Below are 14,457 nucleotides of genomic sequence, written 5' to 3' on the forward strand. Positions count from 1 at the left end.
GTCCTGGCGCAAACCACACCAAGTCACACTTAAAGTGATGGTATGGACACAAAGAGGAGTGCGGCGCTCTGCACCGTCGTCGCCCTGGGCGGCACCCTGCTGGTGGGCTGCGGAAACGGGAACAGCATGGGCACCGGGACACCCGGCCGGGACAGCGCGGCCCCATCCCGGGCGGTGGCCGCCTCGGCCCCCGGCTCGCCGGGCACCACGCTCACCGCGGACCAGACCGAACGGAAGGCGCTCATCCCGGCCGCCAAGGTGGACTACGCGCGGGCCCTGAAGGCGGCGGTCGCCGCGGTGCCGGCCTCGGAGCCGGTCGCGGCCGAACTCAAGGGCACGCCGAAGAGCCCCTACTGGCGGACGGTGGTCGCGACGTCCGACGGAACGGCGCACGCCGTCCGCGTCAACGCGGTCTCCGGCAAGGCCGACCCGCCGCACACCGAGTCGGACGACGCCGACGACAAGAAGGAACTGGCGGCCCGGCTCGACGAGGCCACCGTCACCGCGCAGCAGGCCGCCGAAACGGCCACCGCGAAGACGAAGGGCACGGTCAGCTCCCTGGAGCTGGGCGAGGCCGACAACGGCAGCAGGAAGGCGGCCTGGTCCGTCGCCGTGGTCACCACCGACGACTGGAACCAGACCACTTACGACATCGACGCGACCAACCGCAAGGTCCTCCGGATGCACGTCGACCAGGACTGATCCGACGGATCGGCCCTGGTCGACGCGGTGGTGGGCCGGGCGGCTCAGCCGTCCTCGGAGCCCGTCAGCAGGGCCTCGGTGAGGATCGGGGCGACCTGCTCGATCTGCCAGGGGCGGGCGCCGTGGCCGGTGAGGATCTCGGCGACCGACTCGCGGCTGGGCACGGCGGGCGGCTCCCAGCACAGCCGGCGCACGGTGTCCGGCGTGATGAGGTTCTCCTGCGGCAGGTTGAGCTCCTCGGCCAGCGCGGTGACCGCGGCGCGGGCGGCCGCCAGCCGGGCCGCGGCGACCGGGTCCTTGTCGGCCCAGGAGCGGGGCGGCGGGGGGCCGTTGAGCGGCTGGCCGGGCTGCGGCAGCTCGCTCTCGGGCAGCGCGCGGGCACGGTCGACGGCGGCCTGCCACTGCTCCAGCTGGCGACGGCCCATGCGGTGGCCGAAGCCGGGCAGCGCGGCCAGTGCGTGGCTGTTGGGCGGGAGGTTCAGCGCCGCCTCCACGATCGCGGCGTCGCCCAGTACCTTGCCCGGCGAGACGTCGCGCCGCTGGGCGACCTGGTCGCGGGCCGTCCACAACTCCCGTACGACCGCCATCTGGCGGCGCCGGCGGACCTTGTGCATACCGGAGGTGCGGCGCCAGGGGTCCTTGCGGGGCGGCGCCGGGGGAGCGGCGGCGATCGCCGCGAACTCCTGGTGGGCCCACTCCAGCTTCCCCTGCCGGGTCAGCTCCTCCTCCAGCGCGTCACGCAGGTCCACCAGCAGCTCGACGTCGAGCGCGGCGTAGCGCAGCCAGGGCTCGGGCAGCGGGCGGGTGGACCAGTCGACCGCGGAGTGGCCCTTCTCCAGCGCGAAGCCGAGGACGTTCTCGACCATCGCCCCCAGACCGACCCGGGCGAAGCCGGCCAGCCGCCCGGCCAGCTCGGTGTCGAACAGCCGGGTGGGGACCATCCCTATGTCACGCAGGCACGGCAGGTCCTGGGTGGCGGCGTGCAGCACCCACTCGGCGTCGCCGATCGCCTCGCCCAGGGCCGTCAGGTCGGGACAGCCGACCGGGTCGATCAGCGCGCTGCCGGCGCCCTCGCGGCGCAGCTGCACGAGGTAGGCGCGCTGGCCGTAGCGGTAGCCCGAGGCGCGCTCGGCGTCGACGGCCACCGGGCCGGTGCCGGCCGCGAAGGCCGCCACCACCTCGGCGAGCGCCTCGTCCGTCGCGACCACCGGGGGAATGCCCTCACGGGGCTCCAGGAGAGGGACCGGCGCCGGTCGGGTATCCGGAGGGGAGTCTCCGGGGGCTCGCAGTGTCGTGTCTGCTGCGGTCTTTTGGGCGTCGGTCACCAGTCAAGGGTATCTGTGTATGCACGTCGCCCGTCGAGGGAACGTTCCCTCGACGGGCGAGCAGGTCGTGTAAAGGGGTCAGTGGATGATGCCGGTGCGCAGCGCGACCGCGACCATTCCGGCCCGGTCGCCGGTGCCGAGCTTGCGGGCGATCCGGGCGAGGTGGCTCTTGACGGTGAGGGCGGACAGCCCCATCGACACGCCGATGGCCTTGTTGGACTGGCCCTCCGCCACCAGCCGCAACACCTCGACCTCACGGCCCGACAACTCCCGGTAGCCGCCGGGGTGCCCGGGGGCGCCCGGAGGACGGCGCTGCATGCGGGCCGCGTTGGCCCCGATGGGAGAGGTGCCCGGCCGGCCCGGGATGCCCAGGTTGGTGCGGGTTCCGGTGACGACATAGCCCTTGACGCCGCCGGCCAGGGCGTTGCGGACGGCGCCGATGTCGTCGGCGGCGGAGAGGGCGAGGCCGTTGGGCCAGCCGGCCGCCCGGGTCTCGGACAGCAGGGTGAGGCCGGAGCCGTCGGGAAGGTGGACGTCGGCAACGCAGATGTCACGCGGGTTGCCGACGCGGGGGCGCGCCTCCGCGATGGACGACGCCTCGATCACGTCACGTACTCCGAGGGCCCACAGATGGCGGGTGACGGTGGAGCGGACGCGGGGGTCGGCCACGACGACCATGGCCGTCGGCTTGTTCGGGCGGTAGGCGACCAGGCTCGAAGGTTGCTCAAGGAGAACAGACACCGGGCCTCCTGGGGGAGTGGCGGGGGGACGGAAGCCGGCTGGGGGGAGCCGGAATGATCCGTGTTTGAAGGGTCACTGACCTCTTCGGCAGCAATCCGGCGGGACTTTAGACTTTGATCACGATTTAGTTAGGGGCAATTCGGGCAAATCGGATGCGTGATCGATCAGGTGGGCACCCAGTGCATACCGAGGTGATCAGAGCCGGCGCGAACGTGATCAATACGGCCGGAGCGCGGCCCGCCGAGAGGGTGGTCAGCGGGGATGGGCGCCGCGGCGCTGGGGCAACGGCACGACGCCGCCGCGCGGTGCCGCGTCCGGCGCGGCCGGCGGCAGCCCCGCCACCTGCGCCAGCAGATCGCACCAGGCCGCCAGGTGCACGCCCAGATCCAGCGCCCCCCCGGGCCCCTCAGCAGGCGTCCAGGACGCCCGGATCTCGATCTGTGTCGCCGGCTCGCGCGCCGCGAGCCCCCCGAAGTAGTACGACCCGGCCCGGGTCACCGTGCCGCTCGGCGCGCCGTACCGTACCCCCCGCGCCTCCAGCGCACCCGTCAGCCAGGACCAGGACACCTCCGGCAGCAGCGGGTCGGCGCCCATCTCCGGCTCCAGCTCCGCCCGCACCAGCGTCACCAGACGGAACGTGCCGTGCCACGCGTCCTCGCCGGCCGGATTGTGCAGCAGCACCAGCCGGCCGTCCGCCAGGTCCCGGTCCTCCTCGCCCGGCGCCGTCGCCCGCTCGACGACCGCCGCCTCCAGCGCGTACGCGTACGGGGCGAGCCGTCTCGGCGCGGGTGCCGGGTCGATCTCGACCTCCGGCCGCAGTCGTGCCGCGCGGAGCGCCTCGACCGCCTGACGGAAGGGGATCGGGGCCTCGTCCGCGCTGTCCGCGAGGTGTTCGTGAGCCGCAGCCATGCCCGGAAGATTAGGCGGAACCGGGCCCGCATACGGGGAGGACACCCGGTACACGCGTCGCCCATTCGGAGGCGCCCCGGAGCGCATGCGAAGATTTGGGGCGTGAGCGCCAACCACAGCCCCGAGGGCACGCAGCAGACCGCTACCCACGACTCGGCCTTCCTCCGGGCCTGCCGGCGCGAACCGGTACCGCACACGCCGGTGTGGTTCATGCGCCAGGCCGGCCGCTCGCTGCCTGAGTACCGCAAGGTGCGCGAGGGCATTCCGATGCTGGACTCGTGCATGCGGCCCGACCTGGTCACCGAGATCACGCTGCAGCCCGTGCGCCGCCACAACGTGGACGCGGCCATCTACTACAGCGACATCGTCGTCCCGCTCAAGGCCATCGGCATCGACCTCGACATCAAGCCCGGCGTCGGCCCCGTCATCGCCGACCCGATCCGTTCGCGCGCCGACCTGGCGCAGCTGCGTGATCTGACTCCGGAGGACGTCTCGTACGTCACCGAGGCCATCGGGCTGCTCACCGCCGAGCTCGGCCCGACGCCGCTGATCGGCTTCGCGGGCGCCCCGTTCACGCTCGCCAGCTACCTCGTGGAGGGCGGCCCGTCCCGCAACCACGAGCACACCAAGGCCCTCATGTACGGGGACCCGCAGCTGTGGGCCGATCTCCTCGACCGGCTCGCGGAGATCACCTCGGCGTTCCTGAAGGTGCAGATCGAGGCCGGTGCGAGCGCCGTGCAGCTCTTCGACTCCTGGGTGGGCGCGCTCGCCCCGGCCGACTACCGCCGGTCCGTGATGCCCGCCTCGGCGAAGGTCTTCCGGGCCGTCGAGTCGTACGGCGTGCCGCGCATCCACTTCGGTGTCGGCACCGGTGAGCTGCTCGGTCTGATGGGCGAGGCCGGCGCGGACGTCGTCGGCGTCGACTGGCGGGTGCCGCTCGACGAGGCCGCGCGCCGCGTCGGCCCCGGCAAGGCGCTGCAGGGCAACTTCGACCCGGCGATCCTCTTCTCCACGCCCGAGGCGGTCGAGGTCAAGGCCCGCGAGGTGCTCGACGCGGCGGCCGGACTCGAGGGCCATGTCTTCAACCTCGGCCACGGCGTCCCGCCGACCACCGACCCGGACGCGCTGACCCGGCTCGTGGAGTACGTGCACACGCAGACCGCGCGCTGACCGGTACCTGAGCGGTACGCCGCGCCGCGGTCAGCCGCCCGCCGCCCGCACCGCACCCGTGGCCTTGCGGGCGGCCACCAGGACCGGGTCCCAGACCGGGGAGAACGGCGGGGCGTAGCCCAGGTCGAGGGCGGTCATCCGCTCCACCGTCATCCCGGCGGTGAGCGCGACCGCGGCGATGTCCACCCGCTTGCCGGCGCCCTCCCGGCCGACGATCTGCACACCGAGCAGCCGGCCGGTCCGGCGCTCGGCGAGCATCTTGACGGTCATCGGCCGGGTGCCGGGGTAGTAGCCGGCGCGGCTGGTGGCCTCGACGGTGACCGCGACGAACCGCAGTCCGGCGGCGTGCGCCTGGCTCTCCAGCAGCCCGGTCCGGGCGATCTCCAGGTCGCAGACCTTGCTGACGGCGGTGCCGACCACGCCCGGGAAGGTCGCATAGCCACCGGCCACATTGGCCCCGATGACCTGGCCGTGCTTGTTGGCGTGGGTGCCCAGCGCGATGTGGCGGGTGCGGCCCGAGACCAGGTCCAGGACCTCGACGCAGTCGCCGCCGGCCCACACCGTTTCGTGGCCGCGCACCCGCATCGCCAGATCGGTGAGCAGCCCGCCGGACTCGCCCAGCGGCAGCCCCGCCGCCTCGGCCAGCGCGGTCTGCGGGCGTACGCCCAGCCCCAGGACCACCACGTCCGCCGGGTATTCGCCGTCCTCTGTGGTGACCGCGCGGGCCCTGCCTTCCTTATCAGTCAGTACGCCGGTGACGGTGGCGCCGAGCACCGTCTCGATGCCCATCCGGCACATCGCCTCGTGGACCAGCGCGCCCATGTCCGGGTCGAGGGTCGACATCGGCTGGTCGGCCTGCTCCAGGACGGTCACCTCGTAGCCACGGTGGATCAGCGCCTCGGCCATCTCCACACCGATGTAGCCCGCCCCGACGACCACGGCCCGCCGGCCGGCGGACTTCTCCAGGGTGTCCAGCAGCGCCTGGCCGTCGTCCAGGGTCTGCACGCCGTGCACGCCGGGGGCGTCGATCCCCGGCAGCGGCGGCCGTTTGGGAGTCGCGCCGGTGGCCAGCACCAGCTTGTCGAAGCCGGTCCAGGTCTCCCGCCCGCCGTCGTCCAGCTCCCGGCTGCGCACCCGCCCCCGGTCCAGGTCGAGTTCGGTGACCTCGGTGCGCATCCGCAGGTCGATGTCCCGGGCGCGGTGCTCCTTCGCCGTACGGGCCACCAGCGCGTCCGGCCCGTCGACCTGGCCGCCCACCCAGTAGGGGATGCCGCAGGCGGAGTAGGACGTGAAGTGGCTGCGCTCGAACGCGGTGACCGCGAGCTCCTCGGGCTTCTTCAGCCGGCGCGCCTGCGAAGCGGCCGCCATCCCCGCCGCATCTCCACCGACGATCACCAGCCGCTCGGCCGTCGCCATGTCATGTCCCTTCGCCCAAAAGTGCCTGATGTGCCTGATATGCCGGTCCGTTGCTTGCTGGGTACCCGGTCGCCCCGCGCGTCTACCGCCTGCCCGTGAGGCGGTGCCGAATCGTCCCCGCGACGGGCGGTGTTCCGCCGCGCGGGGGAGCGGTGATGCGCCCGTGGGGCGATGTGCGGCCGGGGCGCGGTGGCCACCCTGGAACGGTGACTGGACACCGCAATTCCGTGACCGCCCCCGCCCCTCGGCCCCCGCTGGACGTGCCGCGGTGGGCGCGGCGCGCCGCCCACGCCGTACCGCTCGTCATCCTGCCGTCGGGGCTCTGGCGGATCGGCGTCATGCTCGCCGTCCCCGGCTTCGGCAGCGCCGCGGCCCGGGCCCAGGGCACCGGGACGCATCTGTACCTGCTGGTCCTCGTGATCGTCTCCGAGGGGCTCGGGCTGCTGACGCTGGGGCTGGTCCGGCCGTGGGGGGAGGTGGTGCCGCGCCGGGTGCCGCTGCTGGGCGGGCGCACCGTGCCGCCGCCGGCCGCGGTGGTCCCGGCCGCCCTCGGTGCCCTCGCCGCCACCGGAGTCGTCTGCTACTTCTTCGCCTCCGTATTGCTGACGGGCTTCCCGCCCGGCCACACCCCCACCGAGGAACTGGTCCTGACGGTCTGTTACCTGCCGCTGCTGGCCTGGGGACCGCTGGTGGGCGTGCTGGCGTACACCTATCACCGGCGCCGGGCGGGCAGCTGAGCCGGCCGGGCCCGCCGCCGCACGGACGTCCCGCTACCGCTCCAGTACGAGCGCCAGGCCCTGGCCCACTCCGATGCACAGGGCGGCCAGGCCGGTGCCGGAGCCCGCGGCGGCGAGCTGGTGGGCGACCGCGCCGGCCAGACGGGCCCCGGAGGCGCCGAGCGGGTGGCCGATGGCGATCGCGCCGCCGCGCGGGTTCACCACGGACGGATCGAGCTCCGGCCACTGGCCCAGACAGCCCAGCGCCTGGGCCGCGAACGCCTCGTTCAGCTCGAACGTGGCCAGGTCGGCGAAGCCGCGCCCGGACCGCTCCAGCGCGCGCCGGACCGCCTCCACCGGGCCCAGCCCGAACAATTGCGGCTCGATACCGGTCACCGCGCTCGCCCGGATCCGGGCCAGCGGCTCCCGCCCGGTGGCGCGCAGCCCCTCCTCGTCGACCAACAGGAGGGCGGCCGCACCGTCGTTGAGCGGTGAGGAGTTGCCGGCGGTGACCGTGCCCCCGGCCGTCCGGAACACCGGCTTCAGCTTGGACAGCGCCTCCAGCGAGGAGCCCTCACGGATCGTCTCGTCACGGTGCAGCTCGACGCCGGGAAGCGGTACCACCTCGGCGTCGTAACCGCCCTCCTGCCAGGCCCGTACCGCCTTCTGGTGGCTGGCCAGCGCGAACACGTCCTGCTGTTCCCGGGTGATGCCGTGCGCGTCGGCGATCAGCTCGGCGCCCTCGCCCAGCGCCACCGTCCACTCCGGGCGCATCCGCGGATTGACCATCCGCCAGCCCAGCGTCGAGGAGAACATCTCCTGATGGCCGGCCGGGAAGGCCCGCTCGGGCTTGCGCAGGACGTACGGCGCGCGGCTCATCGACTCCACCCCGCCCGCCACCACGACCTGCGCATCGCCGTGCGCAATCGCCCGGGCCCCCTGGATGACCGCCTCCAGGCCGGAGCCGCACAGGCGGTTGACGGTGACGCCGGGCACGCTCACCGGCAGCCCGGCGAGCAGCACGGCCATCCGCGCGACATTGCGGTTGTCCTCGCCGGCGCCGTTCGCGTCACCGAAGCAGACGTCGTCGATCCGCGCCGGGTCGAGGTCGGGGGTGCGGTCGACCAGGGACCGCACCACATGGGCGGCGAGGTCGTCGGGCCGGACGCCGGCCAGCGCGCCGCCGTATTTGCCGACGGGGGTCCGTACGGCGTCGACGATGTAGACATCCCGCAGGCGTGGCTCGGTCATCAGGCGCTGTCCTCGCTGTCCCGGCTTTCGAACGGTCGGCGGACGGTACGAAGATCGCCGCCGCCGAACCGAGTCTTTGCCCGCCGCCGCCCGCTGTCAACGGGGTCCTCGGTCACCCTCCCCGGCCGGCACGGTCCGGCCGGGGTCTCCCGCCGCGTTCGCCGGCCCGTCGTCCGCGGCGTGCTCCCCGGCGGCCGGTCCCGGCCCGTCCCGGGTGTCCGCGGCCCGGGCCCGACGGCGGAGCGCCGACGGCAGCCGGCCGCGGACCAGCCGCCACAGGCCGTACAGCAGCCCCACCGCCACCGCGAACGGCAGCACCGCGCCGAGCGCCACCAGCAGCCACTTCACGGCCGCCAGGAAGGCGTGCCAGCCGCCGGACAGCGCGTCCCCGAAGGACCTCGTGTCGTCGTCGGAGGCGCCGTCGGGGGCGGCGTCCGGCTGCCGCAGCAGCAGCGTGACGGTGGCCATCGCGGTCCGGTCCTTGAGCGATTTCAGCTGCGCCTCCAAGGACTCCAGATCCGCCTGCCGGCTGCTCAGTTCGGACTCCAGCGAGACGATGTCGCCGAGCGACGCCGCCTTCTCCATCAGCGCCCGGACCCGCGCCACGCTCGCCCGCTGCGTCCGGACCCGGCTGTCGACGTCCACCACCTGATCGGTGACGTCCTTCGCCGAGACCTCACGGGACACCACGGTGCCCAGGCGGGCCAACCGCCCCAGTACGGCGTCGTACTCCGCCGCCGGGACCCGCAGCACCAGCCGCGACCGTTCATGACCCTCCGGGTCCCGGTCGGTGGTCTCCGCGGCCGGATAGCCGCCCGCGCCGTCGACGACCGCCCGCGCCCGGGTCACCGCCCCGGAGACGTCCTCGGCCTGCACGGTGAGCCTCGCGGTCCGGACGAGCTGCGACGAGGCCGCCCTCGGCACCTTGGCGAGCCTGCCGCCGGGGCGGGCGACGGCGCCCTCCGCGGGGCCCTCTGTGGGGCTCTCCGCGGCGCCCCGGGCACCGGTCCGGCCGTCCGCCGCCGCCCGGCTCGGCGCCGCCTTGCCTGGCCGCGCCGCCCCGGTCGTGTCCGGGCCGGCCGACGCGCTGCACCCGGCAGCCGTCAGGGCGACGGCGAACAGCAGCCCCGCCGTCGCCGTTCGCCCCGCTCGTGCTGTTCCCCGCATGTGCGCTCCCCGCGAAGTGACGTGCCGGTGGCGCTCCTTCGACCGGCGCTTCTTCGACGGAGGCGCCCGGAGCGGGGTTGTGCTGTGCCGGGTCGCGATCCGGTCACGGCGCTGTCAGTGCCCTTTGAGAGAGTGGAGCCATGAGCGCAGCGCACACGAGTACGCCCCCCGGGACCGGCGGCGGGCAGGTCGTCGTCATCGGCGGCGGTATCTCCGGACTGGCGGCCGCCCACCGGCTGCTCGAAGGCGGCGCCCGGGTGACCGTCCTGGAGGCGTCGGACCGGCTCGGCGGCAAGCTGCGGGCGGGCGAGGTCGCGGGCGTGCCGGTCGACCTCGGCGCCGAATCGATGCTGGCCAGGCGGCCGGAGGCGGTGGAGCTCGCACGCGCCGTCGGGATCGGCGACCGGCTCCGGCCGCCGACGACGGCCACCGCCTCGCTCTGGACCCGCGGTGCCCTGCGCCCGATGCCCAAGGGCCATGTCATGGGAGTCCCCGGGGACCTCGCCCCGCTCGCCGCCTCCGGCGTCCTCTCCCCGGAGGGCCTCGCCCGTATCGAGGAGGACACCGAGCTGCCCCGCACGGAGGTCGGCACGGACGTCGCGGTCGGCGAGTACGTCGCCCGGCGTTTGGGCCGCGAGGTGGTCGACCGCCTGGTGGAGCCGCTGCTCGGCGGGGTGTACGCCGGTGATGCGTACAAGATCTCCATGCGGGCCGCCGTACCGCAGCTGTTCGAGGCCGCGCGGACCAGCCGTTCGCTGCTGGAGGGCGTCCGCGGCATCCAGGCCCGGGCCGCCGCCACGATGCACCAGATCGGCGCGGCCGCCGGCGGAGGCGGCCCCGGCGCCCCGGTGTTCATGGGGATCGAGGGCGGGATCGGCACGCTGCCCGGCGCGGTCGCCGAGGCCGTCCGGGCCAAGGGCGGCGAGATCCGGACGGGCACACCGGTCGTCGAGGTCCGGCGGTCCGCCGACGGCTGGCGGATCGAGCTCGACGGCGCGGCGCTCACCGCCGACGCGGTCGTCCTCGCCACCCCCGCGCCGGACGCCGCCCGGCTGCTCGCCCGGGACTGCGCGCCGGCCGCCCGCGAACTGACCACCGTCGAATACGCCTCGATGGCCCTGGTCACGATGGCCTTCCGCCGCTCCGAGCTGGAGCGGCAGCCGGCCGGCAGCGGCTTCCTCGTACCGCCGGTGGACGGCCGCAAGATCAAGGCCGCCACCTTCGCCGGCAACAAGTGGGGCTGGATCGACCACGCCGCCGGGGACCTCTTCGTGCTGCGTACCTCCCTCGGCCGGTACGGCGACGAGGCGGACCTGGCGCGCGAGGACGCCGAGCTGGCCACCCTGGCCCGCGCCGACCTGCGCGAGGCGATCGGGCTGACCGCCGCGCCGGTCGCCGCCCGGATCACCCGCTGGGAGGACGGCCTGCCCCAGTACCCGGTCGGCCATCTGGAGCGGGTGGCCCGCATCCGGGAGGCCGTCGGGCGGCTGCCGGGCCTGCGGGTGTGCGGTGCGCTCTACGACGGCGTCGGCATCCCGGCCTGTATCGCCTCGGCCCGCAAGGCCGCCGAGGACATCCTCGGCACCCTGCGGCCGGCCGGCCTCCCCGGCGAGTGAGAATGGACGACATGACAGACGCTTCCACCCCCGCTTCCGCACCGCAGACCCCTGCGGCGCCCGAGAAGGCACCGAACGCCGGCAAGAAGGCCAAGGACCTCAACGAGGTCATCCGCTACACCCTCTGGTCGGTGTTCAAGCTGCGCGACGTCCTCCCCGAGGACCGCACCGGCTACGCCGACGAGGTCGAGGAGCTGTTCGCGCAGCTCGCAGCCAAGGACGTGGTGGTCCGCGGCACCTACGACGTCTCCGGCCTGCGCGCCGACGCCGACGTCATGATCTGGTGGCACTCGGAGAGCTCGGACGCCCTCCAGGACGCCTACAACCTCTTCCGCCGCACCCGTCTCGGCCGCGCGCTCGACCCGGTGTGGTCCAACATGGCGCTGCACCGCCCCGCCGAGTTCAACAAGGCGCACATCCCGGCCTTCCTGGCCGACGAGCGGCCCCGCGCCTACGTGAGCGTCTACCCCTTCGTGCGCTCCTACGAGTGGTACCTCCTCCCCGACGAGGACCGCCGCCGGATGCTCGCCGACCACGGCAAGATGGCCCGCGGCTTCCCGGACGTCCGCGCCAACACCGTGCCGTCGTTCTCGCTCGGTGACTACGAGTGGGTGCTCGCCTTCGAGGCCGACGAGCTCTACCGCATCGTCGACCTGATGCGTCACCTGCGCGGCTCCGAGGCGCGGATGCACGTCCGCGAGGAGGTCCCGTTCTACACCGGCCGTCGCAAGGCGGTCGCCGAACTGGTCGCCGGGCTGGCCTGACCTCCCGGCACGGACGAGCGGGCCGCCCCTGACCCGGGGCGGCCCGCTCGTCGGTCGTTCCCGCTTACTTCCCCGGGCGCGCGTGCTGGGCCCGGGCGGTCTGCTGGCCCGGCACCGGCTCCGCGCGCGGCGCGCAGTACACCTTGTGCGCCGGGATCTTCCCGTGCAGCAGATACGCCTCGGCGTAGCGGTTCACGCAGTCGTTCTCGCCGAAGCCGATGCCGTGCGTGCCCGCGCCGTTCTCGGTGACCAGCGACGAGCCGGGCAGCCGGCGCTGCAGCTCCAGTGCGCCCCGGTACGGCGTCGCCGCGTCCCGCTCGGCCGCCAGCAGCAGCACCGGCGGCAGCGCACCGGGCTCGGTGTGGACGTCGAGCGGGAAATGCCGGCCGTGCAGTGCACCGTCCAGCTCGGTGGCGGCCGCATGGCCGGCGGCGTCCGCCAGCTCCTGGCCCGACCCCTGCTCCACCCGGCGGGCCGCCGCCGCGACCCCGGCCGCCGCGGACTGCGTCCGGTCCGGCCAGTACGCGCACGGCAGGTTCATCCAGGCGTTGTCCCAGGTCTCGAACGGCGCGATCTCGGCGACGTCGGTGTTGTCCCGGTCCCAGGTCCGCCAGGACCGCGGCCAGGGCGCGTCGTTGCACTCCACGGCCGTGTAGACCGCATTGGCGTTCTCCGCGTCCTTGGCGCCGGTCCCGTGGGGCAGGGCCTGGGCGATCAGCGGTTTGGGGTCGCCGTGCAGATAGCTCGCGAGGGCCTCGGCGCGCAGCGGCCAGAAACCGTCGTTGTAGCCGGTCTTGAGGAAGGCGGACTGCAGCTCGCCGGCGCCGAGCTTGCCGTTGAGGGGATGGCGGCGCAGCTTCCCGGAGGCCGTGTCGTACGCCTGCTGCACGGCCTTCTTGGTCGTGCCGAGGTGGTAGTGGTCGTCGTGCTTGGCGACCCAGCGCAGCCAGTCGCCCCAGCGGCGCTCGAAGGCGATGTCCTGATCGAGGTTGTTGCGGTACCAGATCTGCCGGGGATCCGGGTTGACCACGCTGTCGAAGATCATCCGCCGCACATGGCCGGGGTAGAGCGTCGCGTAGACCGCGCCGAAGTACGTCCCGTACGAGGCACCGATGAAGGTCAGCTTCTTCTCACCGAGGGCGGCCCGCAGCATGTCCAGGTCCCGGGCGTTGTTGACCGAGTTGTAGAACGGCAGGTCCGCGCCGGCCCGCCGGGCGCAGCCCCGGGCGTACGCCCTGGCCTGGTCCCTCTTCTTCCGCTTGAACGCCGCGTCGGGGTACCTCCGGCTGTCGGTGGGCGCCTTGGCGAACTCCTCGGGGTCCTGGCAGGACAGCGGCGCCGAACGGCCCACCCCGCGCGGCGCGTAGCCGACGAAGTCGTAGGCCCGGGCCAGCCTGCTCCATTTGGGCAGCGTGCCGTAGAACGGGAACTCCAGGCTGGAGGCGCCGGGGCCGCCCGGGTTGAACACCAGCGAGCCCTGCCGCTCGCGGTGCTCGGTGGCGCGCGCCCGGCTGACCGTGAGCTGGATCTTCTTGCCGTCGGGACGCGCGTAGTCGAGGGGGACGGTGAGCTTGCCGCACTCGACGGACGACGGCAGATGTTCCACCGGCGCGCACCGGCCGAAGTCGATGCGGTGCGCGACGGGCGCGGGTGGCGCCCCGGCCGCCTGCGTGGTGCCGCCCGCCGGGGCGGTGGCGAGGGCGGTCACGATCAGCGACCCGATGGTGCCGTACAACGCAAGTGCTCTCACTGGCCGTCCCTTCGTGTGTGCATACAAAAGGGATAGTTGGGGCGCTGATTGGCGATGTAAAGCACCGGGCACCGGTGTCGGACGCTATGCCCCGGAAGAGTGGAGCGCGGCGCGAAGGGCGGGATCGGTGAGGGCGCTGGGGCCGTTCAGGGCGAGTGAGATGAGGGAGGTGAGGGGGGCAAGAGGGGCGGAGGGGAGCCGCGAGCCGGGCGGGTCGGCCTTCCCGGGAAGGCGCTGTTCGCCCGCGTCGGTGGCCCAGTCCCGGTACGGGTGGAGCTCGAAGCGGGCCACGGCCAGGGTCCCGAGGCAGAGCACCAGCGGCAGCGAAAACCACCCCAGGAGCAGCGCGGTGTCCGCGCCGGGCGGCGCCATGCAGGAGGCCGCGGCGGCGGCCAGTACGACCAGGAGGGCGGCGGCCCACACCTGGCGGACCCCGCTGCGGATGCCGGGGCGGGCCGCGGCCGGCAGCGCCAGCCCGTCGGCCACCAGCTTGTCGGCCACCGCCCGTACCGCCTCGTCGGCCACCAGGGCCTCCCGCACCGCGGGTATCGGGCGCTGTCCGTCCGGGCCTATCGCGCTGAGCGTCGCCTGCTCGACCGGGTCCTGTGCGACCGGCTCGACGACGGTGGCCCAGCCGGTGTGGGCGAGCAGCAGCCGCCGCTTCTGGGCCATCAGCACCAGGACCACATCGGCGAGCCGCTGCGGCCCGCCGGAGAGGTAGGCCATCTCGTAGAGGGTCAGTCCGGGCGCGTGCCCGTCGTCACCGGCCGGGTCCGGGACCGGAGCGGAGACCGGCGGGCGGTCCGGGCGGGCGGTCCGGGCCGCGGCGACCGCGGCCCGGCACACCCGCGCACAGGAGAACACCGCCGCGACCGCGGCGACGAGGAGGAAGAGAAGCCACATGGACCATTTTCTACGGGAAGGTCCATG

General features: G+C 73.9%; 13 protein-coding genes. 5 read left to right on the forward strand and 8 right to left on the reverse strand.

Annotated features, from left to right (window positions below; translation table 11 throughout):
* Positions 1-42: 42 nt before the first annotated feature.
* Complete coding sequence (locus ACGF4C_RS04470; protein ID WP_393563175.1) at positions 43-702, forward strand: PepSY domain-containing protein; 660 nt, start codon at positions 43-45, stop codon at positions 700-702.
* Positions 703-746: 44 nt separating this feature from the next.
* On the opposite strand, the gene ACGF4C_RS04475 is transcribed toward ACGF4C_RS04470, so the two are convergent.
* The 3 genes from ACGF4C_RS04475 to ACGF4C_RS04485 all read right to left on the reverse strand — a co-directional run bounded on the left by ACGF4C_RS04475 (position 747) and on the right by ACGF4C_RS04485 (position 3,677).
* Entirely contained in the window at positions 747-2,027 is a 1,281-nt protein-coding gene (locus ACGF4C_RS04475; protein WP_393563177.1) for an HRDC domain-containing protein, read from the reverse strand.
* A gap of 78 nt (positions 2,028-2,105) precedes the next feature.
* The gene (locus ACGF4C_RS04480; protein WP_006602452.1) at positions 2,106-2,768 is read right to left on the reverse strand and encodes a response regulator transcription factor; all 663 of its coding nucleotides are present in this window, start codon (positions 2,766-2,768) and stop codon (positions 2,106-2,108) included.
* Between the two features lie 252 nt (positions 2,769-3,020).
* Positions 3,021-3,677: a DUF3000 domain-containing protein gene (locus tag ACGF4C_RS04485; protein ID WP_030416214.1), complete on the reverse strand. Its 657-nt coding sequence runs from the start codon at positions 3,675-3,677 to the stop codon at positions 3,021-3,023.
* 102 nt (positions 3,678-3,779) lie between these two features.
* Between ACGF4C_RS04485 and hemE the strand changes: the two genes are divergently transcribed.
* Positions 3,780-4,847, forward strand: coding sequence for a uroporphyrinogen decarboxylase (gene hemE / locus ACGF4C_RS04490; RefSeq protein WP_362138788.1), 1,068 nt, complete (start codon positions 3,780-3,782; stop codon positions 4,845-4,847).
* 30 nt (positions 4,848-4,877) lie between these two features.
* Here hemE and ACGF4C_RS04495 read toward each other — a convergent pair whose 3' ends face one another.
* Positions 4,878-6,263 carry an FAD-dependent oxidoreductase gene (locus tag ACGF4C_RS04495; RefSeq protein WP_393563180.1) on the reverse strand — a complete coding sequence of 462 codons (1,386 nt, stop codon included), beginning with the start codon at positions 6,261-6,263 and terminating at the stop codon, positions 4,878-4,880.
* A 206-nt stretch (positions 6,264-6,469) separates the two neighbouring features.
* Here ACGF4C_RS04495 and ACGF4C_RS04500 point away from each other — a divergent pair, with 206 nt between their 5' ends.
* Complete coding sequence (locus ACGF4C_RS04500; protein WP_393563181.1) at positions 6,470-7,000, forward strand: hypothetical protein; 531 nt, start codon at positions 6,470-6,472, stop codon at positions 6,998-7,000.
* A 33-nt stretch (positions 7,001-7,033) separates the two neighbouring features.
* On the opposite strand, the gene ACGF4C_RS04505 is transcribed toward ACGF4C_RS04500, so the two are convergent.
* A complete protein-coding gene (locus tag ACGF4C_RS04505) occupies positions 7,034-8,230 on the reverse strand; it encodes a thiolase family protein (protein WP_393563183.1) in 1,197 nt (398 codons plus the stop codon).
* 96 nt (positions 8,231-8,326) lie between these two features.
* Complete coding sequence (locus tag ACGF4C_RS04510) at positions 8,327-9,397, reverse strand: DUF4349 domain-containing protein (protein WP_393563185.1); 1,071 nt, start codon at positions 9,395-9,397, stop codon at positions 8,327-8,329.
* 140 nt (positions 9,398-9,537) lie between these two features.
* Between ACGF4C_RS04510 and hemG the strand changes: the two genes are divergently transcribed.
* Positions 9,538-11,013: a protoporphyrinogen oxidase gene (hemG, locus tag ACGF4C_RS04515; RefSeq protein ID WP_393563187.1), complete on the forward strand. Its 1,476-nt coding sequence runs from the start codon at positions 9,538-9,540 to the stop codon at positions 11,011-11,013.
* 2 nt (positions 11,014-11,015) lie between these two features.
* Positions 11,016-11,777: a hydrogen peroxide-dependent heme synthase gene (hemQ, locus tag ACGF4C_RS04520; protein WP_030416221.1), complete on the forward strand. Its 762-nt coding sequence runs from the start codon at positions 11,016-11,018 to the stop codon at positions 11,775-11,777.
* A gap of 64 nt (positions 11,778-11,841) precedes the next feature.
* Here hemQ and ACGF4C_RS04525 read toward each other — a convergent pair whose 3' ends face one another.
* A complete protein-coding gene (locus tag ACGF4C_RS04525; RefSeq protein WP_393563189.1) occupies positions 11,842-13,527 on the reverse strand; it encodes an alpha/beta hydrolase in 1,686 nt (561 codons plus the stop codon).
* 84 nt (positions 13,528-13,611) lie between these two features.
* Positions 13,612-14,430 carry a TIGR04222 domain-containing membrane protein gene (locus ACGF4C_RS04530; protein WP_393563191.1) on the reverse strand — a complete coding sequence of 273 codons (819 nt, stop codon included), beginning with the start codon at positions 14,428-14,430 and terminating at the stop codon, positions 13,612-13,614.
* Positions 14,431-14,457: the final 27 nt, after the last annotated feature.

Source organism: Streptomyces sp. NPDC048197 (genome assembly GCF_043202395.1).
GTDB lineage: Bacteria > Actinomycetota > Actinomycetes > Streptomycetales > Streptomycetaceae > Streptomyces > Streptomyces siderophoricus.

Coding starts and splice junctions, on each gene's coding strand:
- ACGF4C_RS04470 (WP_393563175.1), top strand. CDS start 43: ATGGACACAAAGAGGAGTGCGGCGCTCTGCACCGTCGTCGCCCTGGGC.
- ACGF4C_RS04485 (WP_030416214.1), bottom strand. CDS start 3,677: ATGGCTGCGGCTCACGAACACCTCGCGGACAGCGCGGACGAGGCCCCG.
- ACGF4C_RS04495 (WP_393563180.1), bottom strand. CDS start 6,263: ATGGCGACGGCCGAGCGGCTGGTGATCGTCGGTGGAGATGCGGCGGGG.
- ACGF4C_RS04505 (WP_393563183.1), bottom strand. CDS start 8,230: ATGACCGAGCCACGCCTGCGGGATGTCTACATCGTCGACGCCGTACGG.
- ACGF4C_RS04510 (WP_393563185.1), bottom strand. CDS start 9,397: ATGCGGGGAACAGCACGAGCGGGGCGAACGGCGACGGCGGGGCTGCTG.
- hemG (WP_393563187.1), top strand. CDS start 9,538: ATGAGCGCAGCGCACACGAGTACGCCCCCCGGGACCGGCGGCGGGCAG.
- hemQ (WP_030416221.1), top strand. CDS start 11,016: ATGGACGACATGACAGACGCTTCCACCCCCGCTTCCGCACCGCAGACC.
- ACGF4C_RS04530 (WP_393563191.1), bottom strand. CDS start 14,430: ATGTGGCTTCTCTTCCTCCTCGTCGCCGCGGTCGCGGCGGTGTTCTCC.